Source organism: Geothrix campi, from assembly GCF_024609265.1.
Lineage (GTDB): Bacteria > Acidobacteriota > Holophagae > Holophagales > Holophagaceae > Geothrix > Geothrix campi.
Genome location: NZ_JANHMP010000001.1, coordinates 1,483,353 through 1,502,171 on the forward strand (window position 1 = coordinate 1,483,353; position 18,819 = coordinate 1,502,171).

The window sequence follows — 18,819 nt, forward strand, 5'->3', positions numbered from 1 at the left end:
CGTCCAGAGGCAGGCTCGGGCTGCGAAGCACAAAAAAATCAGCGGTTTGGCAGGTGGGCTGCGGTGCCATGCAGGCTTCTTTCTCGGGGCGGACCCGTTCAAGACAACACTGCCCGATCGAGGGGAACCCCGAAACCCCGAATGGTGGCACTTGGGGGTCCCAACGGTTGGAGGTGTGTTTACATACCGTTTATGGAAAGGCATTGGCTGGCGTTTAGGTTGGGCTCACAAACAAGGTCGCGCCCCGCGGCGTTACCTGGGAGTTCCCATGAACACCACCCTTTCCTTCCGCAAAGAATCCATTCAGCGTTCGAGCAATGCCAGCGAAGCAGCGAGCCAGCCCGTCGGCTTCACCGAGAGCCAAGGTTCAAAGCATGCCCGTGACCGGTGGTACCCGACTCTCACCACTTCACTCACGACGATCTAGTGACGATCACCATGGGCTCGCCGAACCAGGGGATGGAGGTGTCATGGGCTCGGCGAACCCTTGGATTTCTGCGTTTCCGCTGGCCAAGAACTGGCGGGTCCTCGGAGTCAGCTACTCGCTTTGGGTCATCTTTCTGTTGTACGGCCTCTGGTCGTCCCATCGGATCGGCTCCGGATGGTGGTGGGCCAGCGCCTTTTCCTCTCCGCTCACTCACATCGGGGCTTTTGCGTTCCTGGCCCCTCTGCCCTGGATTCTGCCCCGCCGACTCTCCTCTCCCTGGAGCTTCGTGCTGGGGTTCATCCTTTCGGTGCTTGCCTGTGAATCTGTCTCGGCTCTGCTTCCCGTCATTGATGCCTGGCTGCTTACCCGGGGGGGCGTCCAATTCAACCTGGGCCGGCTCGTGCAACTCTACATCTCGCTCGTGGGGCCGGCCATGATGGTCGTGGGAGGACTTGTCGCCGCACGGGCCCGTTCGGAGGAGCTTCGGGAGGCCTCTGTCGCCGAAGCCCAGATCGCCAAGAATCGGCTGCTCCAGAGCCAGATCCATCCGCATGTGCTGTTCAATGCGCTGAACGGCTTGGCCGAGCTCGTCCACAAGGACGCCAAGGCCGCCGAGGGCGCCATCCGCCACCTTTCCGACCTGCTCCGACGCATCCTGGTGGCCTCTGAGCACGTGCGCCTGCCCCTTGGGGAAGAGCGGAAGATCGTGGCGGATTTCCTGGCCCTGGAGGCGATCCGGCTGGGCGACCGGCTCAGGGTTGTCTGGGAGTGGGAAGAAGGCCTCGACTCGATCGAACTGCCGCCCCTGCTCCTCCAGCCCCTGGTGGAAAATGCCATCAAGCACGGCATCGCCCCCAGCATCCCGGGTGGCGACCTGATCCTCCGGGCTCGGTCCAAGGATGGGGCGATCTTCCTGGAAGTCTGGAATTCCGGGCAGCCCTACCCCATGCATAGCAACGGAAGCGGCATCGGGGTGAAGAACCTGCGCTCGCGGTTGGCCCTGCACTTCGGCGGCGCCGCCCGGTTGTCCATCGGCCCCTCTGGCCAGGGCACGCTCGCGTGCATTCGATTCGAGGCAACCCAAGTAGAATTCAGCCATGACTCAGATGAGGGCCCTGGTTGTTGATGACGAGCCGCTGGCCAGGGAGCGGCTCTCGCGGCTGCTCAGGGAAGCTGGCTGCACCGTCGTGGGTGAACTTGGCGACGGCGTGGCCCTGCTCCATTGGCTGAAGGAGCCCGCGGAAGTCGACGTCATCTTCCTGGACATCCAGATGCCCGGCCTCAGCGGACTGGAGGTGCTGGCCGAGGTTTCCGACGGCCCTCCCGTGGTCTTCGTGACGGCCTTCTCCTCTTACGCGGTGCAGGCCTTCGAGCTCGCCGCCGTGGACTACCTGCTGAAGCCGGTGTTCGAGGATCGCCTGGGCAAATGCCTGCAGCGCCTTCGTGATCGGCTGATCCGGCCCCTCAGCCCGTCGGAGCTGAAGACGCTCCTGCCGCCTCCCGTCCGCTTCCCCATCCGCGCCGGTGACGGGGAGATCTACATGGAATTGGAGCTGGTCACCCATTTCGAGCTGGAGAGCGATCGCATCTGGGCCTGCCGCGGCCAGAACCGCTATCTGACGCGCTGGGCCACCCTGGCGGAAGTGGAGCAGTCCTTCCCGGACGATGGCATGCTCCGCATCCAGCGCCATCTGCTGCTGCGCCCCGGCATGGTCAAGGGGATCCGCCCCGCCTCGGTCGGACGGATCAAGGTCATGGTCGCCCCCAAGGTGGAACTGACCGTCAGCCGCGCCATGACCCCCCGGACGAAAGACTGCATCCGGATCGGAAAGCTTTGAAGCAGCCTGGCCCACAGGTGGGCGCCTGCGGTGGGCCGTTCCTATAGCCCCAGCCCCCTGGGCAGGCGCGGGCTGGAGATGAGGTCGAGGAACAACTCCCAGCGCCGCTCCGGCGCTGCCACGGTGCCCCCCTGCTGCTCGACCCAGGCCCGCACGAGGTGCTCCCCAAGGTTGTAGTTGATGACGTAGCTGCGGTAGGTGTCGATGAACCGGAGCCGCTGGGCGGCCTGGGCCGGAGTTCGCAGGGAGTACCGAACCAGGAACGCCTCGGCCCCGGCGCGGTCGAGGTCGCCATCCAGGTAGCCGCGGGCGGCCTCGTTATCAGCAAAGGCCAGCACCTTCATCTCGGACTGAACCTGCGCCCAGCGCTCCGCCTCGGCCGGATCAAGACCCGCCAGCGGGAAGAGCACATCACGTTCGAAGGCCAGCCTCTCCTCACCCGGGAACGCGACCTCGATGCCGAAGTTGGCGGTGCCTTCGGCGATCAGAGACTGGGGCGAGAACAGCGGATAGACCGTGAATTCGACCCACCCCCGGCCCCCCGGCGGGGCCTGGGCGAACCGTTGCTCCAGCAGGGCGTTGTAGACATGGTGCCCCGGATAGCCCTCGTGGGCGGCCAGGTCCAGGGCCCGGTCCATGGCGATGGGCAGATCCAGGTTCACCTGGATCACGGAGGTTCCGCCGCCCTGGTACCAGTTGTAGGCGGACCAGGATTTGCCCGTGACGTACTCCACGCGGAAGCGCTCGGAGGTCGGCAGGAGCACTTGGCGCCGCGTGCGCTCGCGGGCCTCGGCAATGGCCGCCTGGAAGACCGCGTCGACGCGCTCAGCGGGCACGAGGATCCGCTCGCGGGCCTGCTGGTAGCGGCCCTGGACGGAACCGGGGCCTGGTAGCACCTGCTCCAGGCGGGCCAGGGCGGCTTCGAAGGTGGCGCTGGGCGTGCGCGGCGGCCGGACCTGGTAGAGGGCTTCGGCCTCGTCATCGAAGCTGAAGCGCTGGCCCTCCAGGCGGGCCAGATGCGCCGCCACGGCCTCCAGCTGGCCCAGGAGGTAGTCACGCCGCAGCGCCTCCTCGACCGGTACTGCCGAGGCGGTGACGCCGGCCAGCAAGCGCCGGACCTCGGCTCTCAGTTTGGATAGGGCGCAGGGGCTTCCCGCCTCCGCAGCCTCCTTCCACGCCGGCGGCCCGTAATAGGCGTCCACAAAATCGGCGTCATGGCGCCCGACCGCCAGCACCAGCTTCACGTAGTCCGTGGCCCAACCTGCCAGTGTCATGTGCTTCCGCCCCCCACGCCTCATCGCTCGGTCATCCAGGGACTCTACCCGCCCGGACAGAAAAGAAGGGGGCCGGCGGCCCCCTTCTTTTCTACTCGACCTATCGACTACTTCTTCTTGCCCTTGGGAGCGGCCTTCTTCGCGGCCTTGGGCTTGGCAGTCTTGGCGGCCTTCGAGGCCTTGAAGCTCATCGACTTCGAGGCGGCGATCTTGATCGGGAGGCCGGTCTGGGGGTTGCGACCCGTGCGGGCCTTGCGGGACTTCTGGCTGAAGGTGCCGAAGCCAACCAGCGTCACCTTGCCGCCCTTGCCGACGTGACCGGCGATGGACTCGAGGAAGCAGCCGATGGCAGCAGCTGCGGCAGCCTTGGTGATGTCGGCAGTCTTGGCGACGGCATCGACGAGTTCAGCCTTGGTGAGGTTCTCGGCCATGTTGCTGGCCTCCTGATTGAGAGCGCCATCGGGCGCTGAGTGATTGGTCGCTTGGATCTTGACTTAAATTCGCGCCAGTTCAAGTACAGAAAATTTCCATTTTCTTGAACCGGGGCTACCTCTCCTTCAGGATCTGGGCCGCCTGAGCGGCCTCGACCCCCAGGATCGAGGCCGCCGCTTCCATGGTCCACCCTGCCTCGATGGCCCTGGAAAGGAAGCCCCAGCGGGCCATTCGCAAGGCTTCCACGGTGTGTCCATCCCCCTGCCCATCCTCCGCGAGCAGGGCCTTGAACAGCAGTCTCTCCAGGGCCACACCCAGTTCTGGCGGGGCCTCGCCTTGGACCTTCAGGGGCGCCGCCAGGACACGGACGATGCCCCCAGCCTGAGTGACCACGCCACGGCGTTGGAGCTTCAGGAGCGTCCCATAGAGGCGCCGGGCCAGGCGGCCCTTGGCTCCCCGGCTGGATCGCCTCGAGACCAGGAGCACGGCGAAATGGTCCAGCAGCGCCCGACGGGCCACGCCACTGGGGTAGAGGTCCGCGAGGACCTGGCGGACCCACGCTCCGCTGAGCCTTCCGACGGCCACCCCCACCTCCACCAGACATCGTCCACCGATTGGTGGCGGATGGGCCCGCGAAGGCCCCCGCTACCCTGAATCCGCCATAATCCGTCCCGAGGGCTGGTTCGTAGCTGCTTCCCATGGTGACTGCGACCAAGGCTGGCGATTGGAAAGAACCCATGCCCTTCCCGAGGCATGCGGGTATGGTGGTGGGGAACCAAACCCAGGCATCTTCTAAGCGGGGTTCGCCTCGTTTCTTTCTCAGGAGCTCTCAATGCGATTAGGGTTGTTGACCATCTTCACTCTGGGGGCTGCCTTGGTGGCTGGCCCGGCCGCACCGGCCAAGCGCCCATCCTGGCGCCTGCCCATCGAAGTGAAGACCCTGCCCAACGGCCTGACCATCGTGGTCTCTGAGGACCACTCCCTGCCGACCGTGGGGGTCAGCGTGGTCTATCGCGTGGGGATGCGGCTCGAGCCGAAGGGGCGGACCGGCTTCGCCCACCTCTTCGAGCACATGATGTTCCAGGGAACGCCGGTCGCCCCCAAGGGTGTGTTCGATCGCGTGATCCAGGGCGGGGGCGGCCTCAACAACGGCTCCACCCGTTACGACTTCACCAACTACATCGAATCGGCCCCCGTCTCGGCCCTGGAGCCGATCCTCTGGCTGGAGGCCGATCGCCTCAAGGCCCTGGATTTCTCCCCGCAGAACCTGAAGAACCAGCAGGAGGTGGTGAAGGAGGAGATCCGGGTCAACGTCAAGAACCAGCCCTATGGCACCTTCTGGCTGGATCTGCCCGGGGCGGCGTACTCCCGCTGGGAGAACAACCATGACGGGTATGGCTCCTTCGAGGACCTGGATCACGCGGACCTGAAGGACGTGCAGGCCTTCCACAGCACCTACTACACCCCCAGCAACGCCGTGCTGGGCATCGCCGGCGACGTCAAGCCCACAGAGGTCTTCGCCCTGGTCGAAAAATATTTCGCCAGCATTCCCGGGAAACCCAAGCCAGCCCTGCCGGACCTCAAAGAGCCGCTGAACACGACGGAGATCCGCCAGGTCAAGACGGATGCCCTGGCCCGGGTGCCGGCGGTGGCCGTGGGCTGGAAGATGCCCGCGCGGGGCAGCCGAGACCACGCTCCGGCCGCTGTCCTGGCCGAGCTGCTCATCGGCGGGGACGCCTCCCGGATCTACCTCGGCCTGGTGAAGGGCAAGGAGCTGCTGCTGAACGCGAGCGGCGGGCTCAACTTCCCCTTGGGCGGGGCCTGGGACTACGACGGCCAGACGCTGTTCAGCCTGTTCTCCCTCTACAAGCCCAATGCGGACGCCGACAAGGTGCTGGCCGCCATCGACGAGGTCATCGCCGCCATCGCGAGCCAGGGCGTCACGTCCGCGGAGCTGGAACGGACCAAGACCAAGATGCTCGCCGATTTCTATGCGGGCCTGGAGATCCCCCTCTCCCGTGCCGACGCCCTGGCCAAGGCCCAGGCCCTCTGGGGCAGCGCCGCCCAGCTCAACGAAATCCCCGGGCTCATCGAGGGGGTGACCGCGGACGACCTCAAGCGGGTCGCCGCCACCTACCTGACCCATCCCAATCGCACCGTCATCGACTATCACACCGCCACGGCGAAGCCCTGAGGAGCCGGACATGATCCTGACCCGCCAAGCCCTCACCCTGCTGCTGGCCACCAGCACGCTCACCCTTGCGGCCGGCAGCGAAGAGAAGCCTCTCCCCAAGGACCTGCCGCCCTACGGCGTCGACCGGCCCATTCCGCCGCTCAACATCGCCCAGCGGACCCTTCCGAATGGCCTCACCGTCTGGATCGTCCATCGCCCGGGCTTCCCCAAGATCGCCTCCTACCTGGCGATCCGGGGCGGAAACGCCTATGACCCCGCCGATCGTCAGGGGCTCACGGGCCTCATGGCCGGCCTGCTCAACGAGGGGACCACCACCCGGACGTCCAAGCAGATCGCCGAAGAGCTCCAGGCGATCGGCGGCGAACTCAATGCGTTCGCCAGCCCTGACGCGGTGTTCATCCACGGTTCCTGTCTGAGCAACGGCCTTCCCGCCCTCGTCAACCTGCTGGCCGATGTCGCCCGGCACCCGAGTTTCCCCGACAAGGAAGTCGAGCTGGCCAAGGCCAACACCCTGCAGGGCCTGCTGGCCCAGGAGGCCCAGCCTGCCTTCAAGGCCAATCGGGCCTTCAACGCCGCCATCTTCGGCAGCCACCCCTACCGCTTCGCCTCCCTCAGCCCTGAGGTGGTGAAGGGCGCGACGCCCGCTTCCCTCAAAGCCATCCATGCCGCGCGGTTCCAGCCGAACCAGGCAGTGCTCGTGATCAGCGGGGACCTCCAGGAGGCAGCCACCCTCAAGCTGGTCACCGCCGCCTTTGGGGACTGGAAGGCCACCGGGGAGGCCCTGCCGACGATCCGGGAAACCCCCGCCACCTCTGCCCATCAGTTCCTGCTGATCCCCCGCCCCGGCTCCGTGCAGTCCACCCTGCGAGTGGGACGTCCCGCCGTGGCGGCCACCCATCCCGACTACATCCCGATGCAATTGGCCAACGTCATCCTGGGCGGCTCCTTCGGCAGCCGGATCGTCAAGAACATCCGCGAGGACAAGGGCTATACCTATTCACCGGGAGCGCGCGCCACCGGCATGCAGGTGGGCGGGAACTACATGGTGCGGGCCGACGTCCGCACCGAGGTGACCGCGGCGAGCCTCATGGAGATCTTCTACGAGATGGATCGCATGGGGACGACGACCGTCGGCGAAGTCGAACTGCAGAGTGCCAAGCGCTACATGGGTGGCACCTACCTGTTCCAGAACCAGATGCTCGGGGCGCTGACCGGGACGCTCGCGACGTACTGGGTGAACGGCCAGAAACCCGAGGCCCTCTCCGAGTTCATCCCCAAGGTGAACGCCGTGAAGGCGGAAGAGGTCCGTCGCATCGGCCGCACCTATTTCGCCGCCAAGGATCAGACCGTCGTCGTGGTCGGGGACGAGGCCAAGGCCAAGGCCGAACTTGAACAATTCGGCCCTGTCCAGATCCTCAAGAACTGAGGGGCAGGCCGGGGGCCGAAGACCGGTGCGGCCATCGATCCCATAAGTCTCGGGCCCGGGTGACCGGGCCCGAGCCATGCCAGGGCAGAGAAAGCGGCGTGGGGGCGCCATTCGACACCCTGTGTCCACCGGGAAGCCCCACGCTGTCCTTCTGGAGATTCCATGAAGGTCGGCCTCCGCCTCCCCTCCCCCAAGAAGCGCCTCGCGGCCCGGACCAGCCCGGCCCGCTGGGTGCGCCAGGAACTCGGCGTCAAGGCCCCCCGGGGCTGGGGCTGGCTCACCAATCCGCACAAGGCCGCCTACAACCGCGTCTACAACCGCACCACCTTCGGCCTCAAGGGCTGTGGGTGGCTGCTGTTCCTGCCAGCGGGCCTGCTCGCCTGGTGGTTGTGATGGGCACGAACCCCCGGTCCTGACCTGCCCGGCGGCCCCGGCCCGGTCGCTGGCGCCAGTGCTGCACCCTCGCCTGCCACCCCCTTCCCACCCGCGTGGCCGACCGCGATCAAGGGAGCGGGCGGCGCAGGCCCACGGAGGCCAGACGTGGATGTGGGGGAGCGGCCTGAAGCCGGGGAAGGCCCTGGCCCGCTGTATCCTGGCGCCTGGGTTCCAACGGCGGGGCGTGGGCGGACATCGGAGCGGTGTGGACGGAAATTCGGAGAGCGCGCGCGTCATCGTCCTGGGGGGCGGGCTCTCCGGCCTGCTGGCGGCGTGGCACCTGCACCGGCGCGGCTGCGCGGTCGAGGTCTGGGAGGCGTCCCCGGTCCCGGGCGGGTGGGCCCAAACGCTGCCCTGGCCGGGTCCGGAAGGCCAGCCTGGTTATCTGGAACGGGGCCCCCAGGGGCTGCTCGTGGGCCGGGACGGCGCCTTGGATCACCTGCTGCGGGACCTGGAACTGGACCTGCGCCCCACGCAGCCGAAGGGCCCCCGCTGGCTGGGCAAGGGCGGGCGACGGCAGCCCAGCCCGGCCACGCTGACGGGGTTGCTGCGTGCGCCGGGGCTCGGGTTGGCGGGGAAGGCCCGCATGCTGGCGGAACCCTTCATCCCCGCCGGGAGTGGCACGGCTGAAAACCTGCAAGATTTCTTCGCCCGGCGCCTGGGGGAAGGCTTCGCCCGGGAAGTGCTGCCGGCCCTGGTGGCGGGCGTGCTGGCGGCGCCGCCGGAGCGCGTCGGCCTGGAGGCGCTGCCGCGCCTGAAGCGCCTGGAGGCCCGCGGGGGGCTGCTCCTCGGCGGCCTGCGGGCGGGCCCGGAGCGCACCTGCTTGCCCACCGGCGGCACGGGTGCCCTGGCGCGAACCCTCGCGGAACGGCTCGGGTGCGTGATCACCAGCCAGCCCGTGCAGGCCCTGGAGCCCCTGCCGGAGGGTCGCTGGCAGGTCCATGGCGAGGGCCTTACCCGCGAGGCAGAGACCGTGGTGCTGGCCCTTCCGTCCCATGGGTCGGCGCAGTTGCTGCGGCCCCTGGCGCCCGGAGCGGCCCGGGAACTGGACGCCATCCCCCAGCTCGATCTCCGGGGGTGGCACAGCCGCCACGCGATGGTGCCTAGCTGGGAACGGGGGATCGGCCTGCTCGTCCATCCCCCGGAAGGCCGGGGTCTCCTGGGGGCCGTGTCCCTCGCGGCCGATGATCCCCGCGGGGTGCCGGGCCTGCTCCAGCTGCGCGCCTATGTGGGTGGCGCCTATCCGGTGGCTCCGGACCTGACCGCCTGGGCCGGCGTCTTCGCCGAACTGCGCCGCTGGCTGCCGGAACTGGGGGAGGCGGTGCAGGTGCGGGAGGAGGCTTGCCCGGGCGCCTTCCCGCTGCTGGAGCCGGGCCATGGCGCCCGGGTGGCGCGCTTGCAGGCGGACCTCCCGCCGGGCCTCCACTGGCTCGGCGCTGCTCGGTTCGGCCCGGGGGTCCCCGATCTGGCCGAGGGCATCGCGGCCTGGGCGGAGTCGCTGTCAGTTCCCCGCGCGGCCGGGGGCCGTTCGTGACTGGATCGTGGCGGGCAGCGCCTTCCCGATCCGCAGCCACCCCCAGGCCAGTCCGCCCGCCAGCAAGAGCCAACCGATGGGAGAGCGGGCCGCGACCCTCAGGTCCTGCCAGGAAGGCACGGAGCCGAAGACCAGGTTCGCCAGGAGGAACACCATGGCGACCTCGGGCCAACCCAGCGTGGGTTTGCCGCCAAGGCGCCACAGGAGGAGGCCGTAGGCCGCAGGCAGCAACACCAGCGGCGCGAGGCCGATGAAGAAGGCGTTGTACCAGCGCAGGTTCGAGAGGGTGACGGCTCCGAGCACCAGGCCGCGGCCCTCACGCCTCGGCAGTACCGTGAAGTGGACAGGGCGGCCATTGAGCAGATGCCCTGCCAGCCAGTGGCAGAGTTCGTGGCAGAACGTCCCGGGCAGCACCAGCAGGGAGAAGAGCCAGAAGGACCGCTTGGCCTGATTCAGCAGCCAGAGGGCCGCGGCCATGCCCGCCAGGTAGGCCAGCGCCGCGCCGTGCATCCCCGCGCCTCCTCCCCAGGCATGATCCATCGCCATCACGACCCCCGACTCCCATTGGACCACCCCTTCCAGCCCGGCCCAGCCAACCCCGCTGGAGGCCAGGGATGAGGCCGACGGCTTAGGGGATCACCGGATCGTAAAAAATCATCATTAAGCTCTCAATGCCTATCAATGGTAAAGTTTCCGCCACCCCATGTTTTCCAACCTAGAGGCCCCCATGAAGATTGCCGTTCCCAGGGAGATCAGGGCGGGCGAGACCCGCGTCGCGCTGGACCCGGAGTCTTGCAAGAAGCTGATCGCCCTCGGCATCGAGGTGGCGGTCGAGGCCGGAGCGGGCGTCGCCGCGCATTTTCTGGATCAGGCCTATCGCGATGCGGGCGCCACCATCGCGCCGGATGCGGCCTCAGTCCTGAGTGGGGCGGAGTTCGTGCTGAAGGTGAATGCCCCCGAGGCCCGGCCCGACGGCACCCACGAAGTGGACCTCATCCCCTCGGGGGCGATGCTGCTGGCCTCCCTCTTCCCCACGCGGAACCTCGAGGCGGTGAAGCGGATGGCGGCCCGGAACCTCACGACCTTCTCCACGGACTGCATCCCGCGCACCACCCGCGCCCAGACCATGGACACCCTCTCCAGCCAGGCCAACCTGGTGGGCTACAAGGGCGCGCTGCTGGGCGCCCTGGAGCTGCCGAAGTACTACCCCATGTTCATGACCGCCGCGGGGACGACGCTGCCCGCCAAGGTTTTCGTCCTCGGCGCGGGCGTGGCGGGCCTGCAGGCCATCGCCACCGCCAAGCGGCTCGGTGCCAGCGTCACGGCCACGGACGTGCGGCCCGAGGTGAAGGAGCAGATCGAATCCGTGGGCGGGAAATACATCGGCGTGGAGCTGAAGCAGGCCGCCTCCGCCGGTGGCGGCTACGCTGCGGAGCTGTCGGCGGAGGACAAGGCCCTGCAGGCCAAGATGCTGGCGGACCACTGCGCCCAGGTGGACGTGGTCATCACCACCGCCCTCATCGGCGGGGTCTTCGCGCCCAAGCTGCTCGACGAGGCCATCGTGAAGAGCATGAAGCCCGGTTCTGTGGTCATCGACCTCGGGGCCGACGGTGGCGGCAACTGCACGCTGTCGAAGCTGGGCGGGACGGTGGTGGTGGACGGCGTGAAGATCGTCGCCCCCCTCAACCTGCCGGCGACGGTGCCCACCCACGCCAGCATGCTCTTCTCGCGCAACCTGCTGAACTTCATGACGGCCTTCTGGGACAAGGAGGCCAAGCGCTTCAACCTCGACTGGGCCGACGACATCCTCAAGGGCTGCGCCGTGACCCACGAGGGGAAGGTGGTCCACGGGCCCACCCTGAAGGCGCTGCAGGGCTGATCCACGAATACGGAGGCACGGCGTGATGATGCTGAGGGAACACACTGAGACACCGGGCCACCCGGCCCCGGCGGCCGGAGGGGGACACGGGCAGCTCGACTACATGGGCGCCCTGTTCGTCTTCATGCTGGCCACCTTCATCGGCGTGATGGTCATCCAGCGCGTGTCGCGGCTGCTGCACACGCCCCTCATGAGCCTCACCAACGCCATCTCCGCCATCGCGGTGGTGGGCGCCCTCATCGTCTCCGCCGGGAAGGACTACCCCGGCTACATCACGGCCCTGGGCCTGGTGGCCATCTTCTGCTCCACCACGAACATCGTCAGCGGATTCCTCATCACCGACCGCATGCTGAAGATGTTCAAGAAGCGGGAAGGGGTGGCCAAGTGAGCGCCGAAACCCTCGTCCAGCTCCTGTATCTCGTCTCCACCGCCCTCTTCATCCTGTCGCTGCGCTGGATGAGCGATCCCGAGACGGCCCGCAAGGGCGTGTTCTCCGGCGTGGCCGCCATGATCCTGGCGGTGGCGGGCACCCTGGCGGGCGTGATGGCCACCGGCGGCACCCACTACTGGTGGATCCTCGGCGCGTTCGCCCTGGGCGCTGCCATCGGCTATCCGCTGGCCCAGGTGCCCCTCACGGCGGTGCCGCAGCGGACGGCGCTCTCCCATGCGTTCGGCGGCCTCGCCGCAGGCCTCGTGGGCACGGCGAAGTTCTTCCTCTACTACGGGCAGCGCAACGAGGCGGCCCTGACCACCTTCATCGTCGTGGCCCTGGTGGCGGAAATCCTGCTGGGCTTCCTCACCTTCACGGGTTCGCTCCTGGCGGCGGGCAAGCTGCAGGAGGTCAAGTGGATCCCCCAGCGGCCCGTGACCTACCCCGGGCAGAACCTGACCAACCTCGCCCTCTTCGGCGTGGCGCTGACCCTGGGCGTCGCGCTGGTGCTGCACCCGCTGGCCCCCTGGGCGCCCTGGGCCTTCGGCGGTGTCATCCTGCTGTCCCTCGCCTTCGGCGTGCTGCTGATCATCCCCATCGGCGGCGCGGACATGCCGACGGTCATCTCCATCCTCAACTCCTACGCGGGCCTGTCCGCCGTGGCCATGGGCTTCGTGCTCAACAACAAGCTGCTCATCACGGCCGGCGCCCTGGACGGCAGCTCGGGCCTGATCCTGTCGATCATCATGTGCAAGGCCATGAACCGCTCCTTCTTCAACGTGCTGTTCGGCGCCTTCGGGCAGGCCCAGACCTCCGCAGCGGGTGGCGAGCAGAAGGCCTACAAGTCCGACACCGTGGAGAGCGCCGCCCAGGTCATGGAACAGGCGAGCCTGGTGGTCATCGTGCCCGGCTACGGCATGGCCGTGGCCCAGGCCCAGCACAAGGTCCGCGAGCTCTACGACCTGCTGAAGAAGCGCGGTGTCACCGTGAAGTTCGCCATCCATCCCGTGGCAGGCCGCATGCCGGGCCACATGAACGTGCTGCTGGCGGAGGCCGAGATCCCCTACACCGATCTGGTGGAGATGGACGAGATCAACGGCGACCTGCCCCAGGCGGACGTGGCCCTGATCATCGGCGCCAATGACGTGGTGAATCCCGCGGCCCGCGCGGACAAGACCAGCCCCATCTACGGCATGCCCATCATCGACGCCGACAAGGCCAAGACCGTCTACGCCATCAAGCGCTCGAAGAACCCGGGCTTCGCCGGCATCGACAACGAGCTCTACTTCCTCGACAAGACCTTCATGCTCTTCGGCGACGCCAAGAGCGTGGTGGGTGAGCTGGCGCGGAAGCTCGCCGGTGACAACAGCGGCCACTGACCTTTCCTTCAGAGGCAGCGACTCCGGAAGAGCTTCAACCCAGCGCTGCGGGCTCAGGTCGATACGGCCCCGCTGGTGGTGGGGAAAGCCCCTTCCTCCTCGCCGGTCGTCATCAGGCCTGGAGCCTCATTCACCGGGGTTCTTCGTGATGCAGAACCGGCAGACGCTTCCCCCCTTGGCAATACAGGATTCCAGCCGGACATCCATTCCAGACACCTTCTCGATCAGGCTCACATCGAACTGGCAGAGTTCCGGATGCACCTTGGCGACGGAGTGGTACACGCAGTTGACGGCCTCGATCACCGCTTCTCTGGGCGTGTCCCCCTGCTTCTGGACCGCCCGGTAGCCGAGGTCGTTCATCAGCGCCGTGATCCGCTTCAGGCGGAGCGTCGGTGAATCCGCAGCGCCCACCTGGCCCTCCAGGGAGTCCGCCACGACCACGGCCAGCTCCTTCATGAAAGCCTTCGACCCGCCGGGCCCCAGCTTCTGGGCGAGCTGGGCGAGGATGGCGTTCGCCAGCCAGGAGTATTTCTTGGGGAAGACGTTGATGCCCTCATCGGAAATCAGGTACCGCCGCCTTGGCCTGCCGACAGAGCCCTTCTCGTCGGAGTAGCTCAGGTAGCCCAGGTCGATGAGCTTGAGGACGTGCTGCTGGACCGTGGTCCGGGTCACGCCGAGATGGGCTGCCAGCTCGTCGAGAGAGGCTCCATCGTGGCGGCTGAGCAGGTGTTCCAGGATCTTCCGCTGATTGTCGTGCAGGTTTTTCATGGCCACCTCCTGAGAGGAATCCGTCAAACCAATTTAAACATTTTAATCAGTCTTGTATGTTTTTATTCGACTCCTAGATTCAGGTATGGGGCAACGGAAGCGCCCACCCAGCCAAGGAGTCCAGCATGCAACGGTTCTCGAATCCATCCATGGTCATCCCGATCCTGGCCGTCCTGGTCGTCGCGGGTTGCACAACCAGCCACCAGGCAACGGCCCGCAACACCCCACCCCTACTGGATCCCGCGCTGGTCGCCCAGGGCAAGGACATCTTCCGCGGGGACACCTTCGGGGACGAGGCCTTCTGGACGGATGTCCTGGGCATGCACCAGGTGATCGCAGCGGCGGTGGACCCAACCACGGCCCTCTCCGTCGGCTTGAAGGTGGATGCCGAAGCCCTGCCCGCCGCCGTGGTGCAGGGGATCCAGAACGGCTCGATCAGCCTGACAGACCCCGCCACGACCGTGGCCCTGCTGAAGCTCAACGCGGTGGTCGGCGTGAAGGGCACCGTTGAGACGATCAACGGGAAGGACACGTTGACCCGGGTCGGCACCACCTGCGCCCTGTGCCATTCCACCGTCGATGATTCCTTCGCGCCCGGCATCGGCAAGCGCCTGGATGGCTGGGCCAACCGCGATCTCAACCCCGGCGCGATCATCGCGCTGTCACCGGCGGTTCCGACCGCCGCCAAGGCGGTCTACACCTCCTGGGGCAAGGGGAAGTACGATCCGCGGTTCAACCAGGACGGCCTGAACGGGCCGCAGGTCATCCCTCCCGCCTATGGGCTGATGGGGGTGCATAGCATCACCGCCACCGGGGACGGCACCGACCTCGCCTACTGGAACCGGTACGTGGCGGTCACGCAGATGGGTGGGCAGGGTTCGTTTTCCGACAGCCGGACCGGCGTGAACGTGACGAACGGAACCACCGACCTCGTGTCCTCCAAGCTCCCGGCGCTGCAGGCCTACCAGCTGAGCCTCGCCGCCCCGCCGGCGCCTGCCGGCAGCTATGACATCCCGGCGGCGGCCCGCGGAAAGGCCGTTTTCGAGGGTGCGGGGAAGTGCGCGTCCTGCCATGCGGGACCGCTGTACACCGATGCCAACCTGACCCTGCACGCCCCCAGCGAGGTGGTCAGCGAGCCGGAGCCCAATGGCGCCCCCAGCTACGCCTCCAGGAGCGCGACCAAGAAATACCGGACCGCGCCTCTGGCCGGGCTCTGGCAGCACGCCCCCTACTTCCACAACGGCAGCGCCGCGACCCTCGACGCCGTCGTCGAGACCTACGACACCCGGAAGAGCCTCGGCCTGACCGCCGCGCAGAAAGCTGACCTCGTCCAGTACCTGAAGAGCCTGTGAGACCGCTCCGCGAACAGGCGGACGGCTCGGCTTCCATCCACAACCCAAGGAGAACGGAATCATGGACAAACAGCTGAACTCAAGTTGGTGGGCGCTCAGGATCGGCCTCGGGGCCGTGCCATTCCTCGCCGGACTGGACAAGTTCTTCAACCTGCTGGCCAAGTGGGAGCTCTACCTGAATCCTCTGGCCCTGCGCCTGATCCCCGTGGCCCCGGCCACCTTCATGCGAGCGGTGGGCGTCATCGAGATGATCGTCGGCCTGGCCATCCTGACGCGGTGGACGCGGTTGGGCGCCTATGTGGCCGCGGTCTGGCTGGTGGGCATCGCCCTCAACCTGATCACGATGGGTGCCTTCCTCGATGTCGCGGTCCGCGACCTCCTGCTCGCCGTGGCCGCCTTCACGCTGGCCCGGTTGACGGAGGTCAGGCAGCCCGAGGCCGGCGCCTCCTTCGGCGGCTGACGCTCCGCCCTGGGGGATCAACACCCACTTTTCCGGCCTGCCGACGGACGGCAACGGCCGACCCACACCCAACCCAGACAGGACCCGCCATGCCCAAGGATTCCAGAACCACCCCCAGACCCCGCCCGGCACAGGAGCTCGACCTGGAGGTGGTGCGGTTCATCGCCAAGGCCGAGGTCCCCTCCCTCTTCGGCACGTTCACGGTCTACGGCTTTCTGGAGACCGCCACCGGGAAGGAACACCTGGCCATCGTCGCGGGCGACCTCGATGCCCGCACGCGCATCACGGTGCGGATCCACAGCGAGTGCCTCACGGGCGAAGTGCTCGGCAGCCTCAAGTGCGACTGCCGCCAGCAGCTCGAGGCGGCGCTCCACCACATCGATCAGCACGGTGGCATCGTGCTCTACCTGCGCCAGGAGGGCCGCGGCATCGGCCTGCTCAACAAGCTCCGGGCCTACGCCCTGCAGGAGCAGGGCCACGACACTGTGGAAGCCAACCACCTGCTGGGCTTCCCCGATGACCTCCGGACCTACGCGCCCGCCATCCAGATGCTGCGCTTTTTCGGCATCCGGAAAACGCTGCTGCTGACCAACAACCCCAGGAAGATCCAGGCGCTGGAAGACGCCGGCCTGGAGGTGGTCCGCGTGGCCCACCAGCAGGCCAGCAATCCCCACAGCCTGGGCTATCTCAGGACCAAGGCCCAGAAGAGCGGCCACCTGCTGGCCTTCCATGACGAGGCGATCTGAGGGCCTTCTCCCGGATCGGGCCGCTCACCGGGCCTAGCCTTCCAGTTCTGCCAGAACACGCTGTCAGATGCCCAGTTTCCCCAGTTTCCGGTAGAGGGTGTTCCTCGCCATCCCAAGCTCCTGGGCCGTCTTGGTCATGTTCCCCTTCCAGGCGCGCAGGCAGGCCTGGATCTGCTCCCGCTCCTCCTCCAGCAGCTGCTCCCGGAGGCTGACGGAGCCCGTGGCGCGGGTCGGTCCCGAAGCCGCGGGGGCTGAGACGGCTGCCGCCGTGTCCGGGGCCCGCAGGATCTCCTCGGGAATGTCCCCCAGCGTGATCCCCGGGCCCTTGATGGCGTGGACCATGCGCTCGACCACGTTCTGGAACTCGCGGATGTTGCCGGGCCAGGCATAGCCCTGGAGGGCGCCGCTCACGCCGGGATCGATGCGGAGGTTCGCGGCCCCCTTGCGGGCGGCGAACTTGTGGAGGAAGGCCTCCAGCAGCTCCGGGATGTCCTCGGGATGATCTCGCAGGGGCGGCAGCTTGATCATGGATACGTTGAGCCGGTAGTAGAGGTCCTGGCGGAAGGTCCCCTTGCGGATCTCCTCCCGCAGGTCCTTGTGGGTGGCGCAGATGATCCGCACGTCCACCACGAAGGGCCGGTCGCCGCCGAGGCGCGTGATGGTCTTGTCCTGGAGCACCCGGAGCAGGGCGATCTGCTGCTCCAGGGGCATGTCGCCGATCTCGTCGAGGAAGAGGGTACCCCCGCTGGCCAGCTCGAACTTCCCCGGACGCCCCCCCCGGGCGGCGCCGGTGAAGGCCCCGTCCTGGTAGCCGAACAGCTCGCTGGCGATGAGCTCCCGGGGGATGGCCCCGCAGTTGATGGCCACGAAGGGCCCCTTCCGGCGCTCCGACTGGTTGTGGATGGCGTGGGCGAACATCTCCTTGCCCGTGCCGCTCTCGCCGGTCAGCAGGACATTGCTCTCGTTGGCCGCGGCCAGCTGGCCCAGCTGGACGGCCCGCTGCAGGACCTCCCCCTGCCCCAGGATGTCCTCGAAGCGGAAGGTGGCCTGGGCCCCGCTGAAGCGGTTGATGAGCCCCTTGATCTTGTTGATGGGGTTCACGAACAGCACCGCCCCCTTGACCACGCCGCTCTCATCCAGGATGGGCTTGCCGCTGGCGATGCACTGGAGGGCCCCCCGGCCGGAGGTCAGCTCCAGCTCCCGGTCCAGGAACTCCCGGCCCCAGGCCAGCAGCTCGCGGATGGGCCCCAGGTCCCGCACCAGCTCCGTGATGCGCTTGCCGGCGGCCTGCTGGCTGGAGACCCCGAGCAGCCGCTCCGCCACGGGGTTGATCTGGTCGAGGACGCCATCGATGTCCAGCACCAGCACCCCGTCGGTGACCGTGAGGATGATGCTGGAGAGCCGGCTGTTCAGCAGCCTCAGCTCCCGGTTCTTCTGCCCCACCTCCAGCTCGTGCTGGATGGCCTCCACGGCGGCCATCACCAGCCCGAGGGTATGGATGTGGGTCTTGTCCACAGGCCCGGTCATGTCCAGCAGGCCGATGGTCTTCCCCCGGGGGTCGAAGATGGGCGCGCCGGAGCAGGTCCACCGGTGGTGCTTCTGGCAGTAGTGCTCGGCACCCGAGACCTGGAAGGGCCGGCCCAGCACCAGCGTGGTGCCCGCGCCGTTGGTCCCCACTTCGCCTTCGGCCCAGAGCGCCCCCTTGTTCAGGTTCAGGTCCTGGGAGGCGAGAATCCGGTCCTGGTCCCCCACGGCCTCCAGCAGGTACCCCTGCTCGTCGAAGAGCAGCACCACAAAGCTGGAGCCGGCCACCAGGCTGTACAGGTTCTCCATGAAGGGCTTGGCCACCCGGATCAGGTCCTGCTTCCGCTCCGCCAGCGCCGCGAACTCGGCGGACCCCAGCACCACCGTGGACCTTCCGGCCAGCGGGTCCACACCCGCGGCCTGGCAGCGGCGCCAGGAGGCCTCCAGCTCGGGCCCCAGCGTTCCGGGTTCGATCTTCCCGGCCCGGATGAAGCGGTCCCAGACCGCCCAGCGCTCCGTGGTGTGCCCCTCCCTCTGCGCCATGGCCCCTCCGGAGGCGGGCCCCGTCTCGGGCCGCGTCAATCTGCTCCATCACAGTAACGATCCGATACATAAATGATCAAGATGTAACATTTCAAAACAAGGACCGGCGGCAACCCTGAGGTGTTCGGCTCATGTTTTTTCCCATCCCCATCCAGGACGGCGCGGCTTCTCGGACATT

General features: G+C 67.5%; 19 protein-coding genes. 13 read left to right on the forward strand and 6 right to left on the reverse strand.

All coding sequences use genetic code 11. The features are described from left to right. Nucleotides 1–268: 268 nt before the first annotated feature. From NOV65_RS06800 to NOV65_RS06810, 3 genes are all read left to right on the forward strand, one after another. The gene (locus NOV65_RS06800) at nt 269–427 is read left to right on the forward strand and encodes a hypothetical protein (RefSeq protein WP_257305316.1); all 159 of its coding nucleotides are present in this window, start codon (nt 269–271) and stop codon (nt 425–427) included. 286 nt (nt 428–713) lie between these two features. Continuing rightward, a complete protein-coding gene (locus NOV65_RS06805; protein ID WP_257305317.1) occupies nt 714–1,553 on the forward strand; it encodes a sensor histidine kinase in 840 nt (279 codons plus the stop codon). Beyond that, nucleotides 1,525–2,265, forward strand: a complete 741-nt coding sequence (locus NOV65_RS06810) for a LytR/AlgR family response regulator transcription factor (RefSeq protein ID WP_257305318.1) — start codon at nt 1,525–1,527, stop codon at nt 2,263–2,265. Before NOV65_RS06805 ends, NOV65_RS06810 begins: the two co-directional genes overlap by 29 nt. 41 nt (nt 2,266–2,306) lie before the next feature. Here the strand turns inward: NOV65_RS06810 and NOV65_RS06815 are convergent, their stop codons facing one another. The 3 genes from NOV65_RS06815 to NOV65_RS06825 form a co-directional block, all read right to left on the reverse strand. Further along, on the reverse strand, nt 2,307–3,539 hold the full coding sequence (locus NOV65_RS06815; RefSeq protein WP_257305320.1) for a hypothetical protein: 1,233 nt from the start codon (nt 3,537–3,539) through the stop codon (nt 2,307–2,309). Between the two features lie 107 nt (nt 3,540–3,646). Further along, nucleotides 3,647–3,970 (reverse strand): HU family DNA-binding protein, encoded by a 324-nt coding sequence (locus NOV65_RS06820; protein ID WP_257305321.1) that lies wholly within the window; start codon nt 3,968–3,970, stop codon nt 3,647–3,649. Nucleotides 3,971–4,085: 115 nt separating this feature from the next. Further along, complete coding sequence (locus tag NOV65_RS06825; RefSeq protein ID WP_257305322.1) at nt 4,086–4,556, reverse strand: hypothetical protein; 471 nt, start codon at nt 4,554–4,556, stop codon at nt 4,086–4,088. A 262-nt stretch (nt 4,557–4,818) separates the two neighbouring features. Between NOV65_RS06825 and NOV65_RS06830 the strand changes: the two genes are divergently transcribed. From NOV65_RS06830 to NOV65_RS06845, 4 genes are all read left to right on the forward strand, one after another. Then, nucleotides 4,819–6,165, forward strand: coding sequence for a M16 family metallopeptidase (locus tag NOV65_RS06830; RefSeq protein WP_257305323.1), 1,347 nt, complete (start codon nt 4,819–4,821; stop codon nt 6,163–6,165). A gap of 10 nt (nt 6,166–6,175) precedes the next feature. After that, a complete protein-coding gene (locus tag NOV65_RS06835; RefSeq protein ID WP_257305325.1) occupies nt 6,176–7,591 on the forward strand; it encodes a M16 family metallopeptidase in 1,416 nt (471 codons plus the stop codon). Nucleotides 7,592–7,753: 162 nt separating this feature from the next. Further along, nucleotides 7,754–7,984, forward strand: coding sequence for a hypothetical protein (locus NOV65_RS06840; RefSeq protein ID WP_257305326.1), 231 nt, complete (start codon nt 7,754–7,756; stop codon nt 7,982–7,984). 151 nt (nt 7,985–8,135) lie between these two features. Then, complete coding sequence (locus NOV65_RS06845; protein ID WP_257305327.1) at nt 8,136–9,560, forward strand: protoporphyrinogen/coproporphyrinogen oxidase; 1,425 nt, start codon at nt 8,136–8,138, stop codon at nt 9,558–9,560. Here NOV65_RS06845 and NOV65_RS06850 read toward each other — a convergent pair. Beyond that, nucleotides 9,528–10,106: a hypothetical protein gene (locus NOV65_RS06850; protein ID WP_257305329.1), complete on the reverse strand. Its 579-nt coding sequence runs from the start codon at nt 10,104–10,106 to the stop codon at nt 9,528–9,530. The two genes, NOV65_RS06845 and NOV65_RS06850, sit on opposite strands and share 33 nt — an antisense overlap. 181 nt (nt 10,107–10,287) lie before the next feature. On the opposite strand from NOV65_RS06850, the gene NOV65_RS06855 reads away from it, so the two are divergent. The 3 genes from NOV65_RS06855 (at nt 10,288) to NOV65_RS06865 (ending at nt 13,248) form a co-directional block, all read left to right on the forward strand. Further along, entirely contained in the window at nt 10,288–11,439 is a 1,152-nt protein-coding gene (locus tag NOV65_RS06855) for an NAD(P) transhydrogenase subunit alpha (RefSeq protein WP_257305330.1), read from the forward strand. A 103-nt stretch (nt 11,440–11,542) separates the two neighbouring features. Beyond that, entirely contained in the window at nt 11,543–11,827 is a 285-nt protein-coding gene (locus NOV65_RS06860) for an NAD(P) transhydrogenase subunit alpha part 2 (RefSeq protein WP_420843196.1), read from the forward strand. Continuing rightward, nucleotides 11,824–13,248 (forward strand): NAD(P)(+) transhydrogenase (Re/Si-specific) subunit beta, encoded by a 1,425-nt coding sequence (locus NOV65_RS06865; protein ID WP_257305331.1) that lies wholly within the window; start codon nt 11,824–11,826, stop codon nt 13,246–13,248. Before NOV65_RS06860 ends, NOV65_RS06865 begins: the two co-directional genes overlap by 4 nt. A 126-nt stretch (nt 13,249–13,374) precedes the next feature. On the opposite strand, the gene NOV65_RS06870 is transcribed toward NOV65_RS06865, so the two are convergent. Next, complete coding sequence (locus NOV65_RS06870; protein WP_257305332.1) at nt 13,375–14,016, reverse strand: helix-turn-helix transcriptional regulator; 642 nt, start codon at nt 14,014–14,016, stop codon at nt 13,375–13,377. A gap of 125 nt (nt 14,017–14,141) precedes the next feature. On the opposite strand from NOV65_RS06870, the gene NOV65_RS06875 reads away from it, so the two are divergent. From NOV65_RS06875 to ribA, 3 genes are all read left to right on the forward strand, one after another. Then, the gene (locus NOV65_RS06875; RefSeq protein WP_257305333.1) at nt 14,142–15,368 is read left to right on the forward strand and encodes a c-type cytochrome; all 1,227 of its coding nucleotides are present in this window, start codon (nt 14,142–14,144) and stop codon (nt 15,366–15,368) included. Nucleotides 15,369–15,429: 61 nt separating this feature from the next. Next, nucleotides 15,430–15,828 (forward strand): DoxX family membrane protein, encoded by a 399-nt coding sequence (locus NOV65_RS06880; protein ID WP_257305334.1) that lies wholly within the window; start codon nt 15,430–15,432, stop codon nt 15,826–15,828. Between the two features lie 89 nt (nt 15,829–15,917). Continuing rightward, a complete protein-coding gene (gene ribA / locus NOV65_RS06885; RefSeq protein WP_257305336.1) occupies nt 15,918–16,574 on the forward strand; it encodes a GTP cyclohydrolase II in 657 nt (218 codons plus the stop codon). A gap of 63 nt (nt 16,575–16,637) precedes the next feature. Here the strand turns inward: ribA and NOV65_RS06890 are convergent, their stop codons facing one another. Beyond that, nucleotides 16,638–18,641, reverse strand: coding sequence for a sigma-54-dependent Fis family transcriptional regulator (locus NOV65_RS06890; RefSeq protein ID WP_257305337.1), 2,004 nt, complete (start codon nt 18,639–18,641; stop codon nt 16,638–16,640). Nucleotides 18,642–18,819 lie beyond the last annotated feature (178 nt).

Excerpts from the sequence above, each read along its gene's own strand:
- NOV65_RS06800 (WP_257305316.1), top strand. The coding sequence starts at position 269 with ATGAACACCACCCTTTCCTTCCGCAAAGAATCCATTCAGCGTTCGAGC.
- NOV65_RS06890 (WP_257305337.1), bottom strand. The coding sequence starts at position 18,641 with ATGGCGCAGAGGGAGGGGCACACCACGGAGCGCTGGGCGGTCTGGGAC.
- NOV65_RS06810 (WP_257305318.1), top strand. The coding sequence starts at position 1,525 with ATGACTCAGATGAGGGCCCTGGTTGTTGATGACGAGCCGCTGGCCAGG.
- NOV65_RS06870 (WP_257305332.1), bottom strand. The coding sequence starts at position 14,016 with ATGAAAAACCTGCACGACAATCAGCGGAAGATCCTGGAACACCTGCTC.
- NOV65_RS06845 (WP_257305327.1), top strand. The coding sequence starts at position 8,136 with ATGTGGGGGAGCGGCCTGAAGCCGGGGAAGGCCCTGGCCCGCTGTATC.
- ribA (WP_257305336.1), top strand. The coding sequence starts at position 15,918 with ATGCCCAAGGATTCCAGAACCACCCCCAGACCCCGCCCGGCACAGGAG.
- NOV65_RS06815 (WP_257305320.1), bottom strand. The coding sequence starts at position 3,539 with ATGACACTGGCAGGTTGGGCCACGGACTACGTGAAGCTGGTGCTGGCG.
- NOV65_RS06840 (WP_257305326.1), top strand. The coding sequence starts at position 7,754 with ATGAAGGTCGGCCTCCGCCTCCCCTCCCCCAAGAAGCGCCTCGCGGCC.
- NOV65_RS06860 (WP_420843196.1), top strand. The coding sequence starts at position 11,543 with ATGGGCGCCCTGTTCGTCTTCATGCTGGCCACCTTCATCGGCGTGATG.
- NOV65_RS06880 (WP_257305334.1), top strand. The coding sequence starts at position 15,430 with ATGGACAAACAGCTGAACTCAAGTTGGTGGGCGCTCAGGATCGGCCTC.
- NOV65_RS06875 (WP_257305333.1), top strand. The coding sequence starts at position 14,142 with ATGCAACGGTTCTCGAATCCATCCATGGTCATCCCGATCCTGGCCGTC.
- NOV65_RS06820 (WP_257305321.1), bottom strand. The coding sequence starts at position 3,970 with ATGGCCGAGAACCTCACCAAGGCTGAACTCGTCGATGCCGTCGCCAAG.
- NOV65_RS06855 (WP_257305330.1), top strand. The coding sequence starts at position 10,288 with ATGAAGATTGCCGTTCCCAGGGAGATCAGGGCGGGCGAGACCCGCGTC.
- NOV65_RS06850 (WP_257305329.1), bottom strand. The coding sequence starts at position 10,106 with ATGGCGATGGATCATGCCTGGGGAGGAGGCGCGGGGATGCACGGCGCG.
- NOV65_RS06835 (WP_257305325.1), top strand. The coding sequence starts at position 6,176 with ATGATCCTGACCCGCCAAGCCCTCACCCTGCTGCTGGCCACCAGCACG.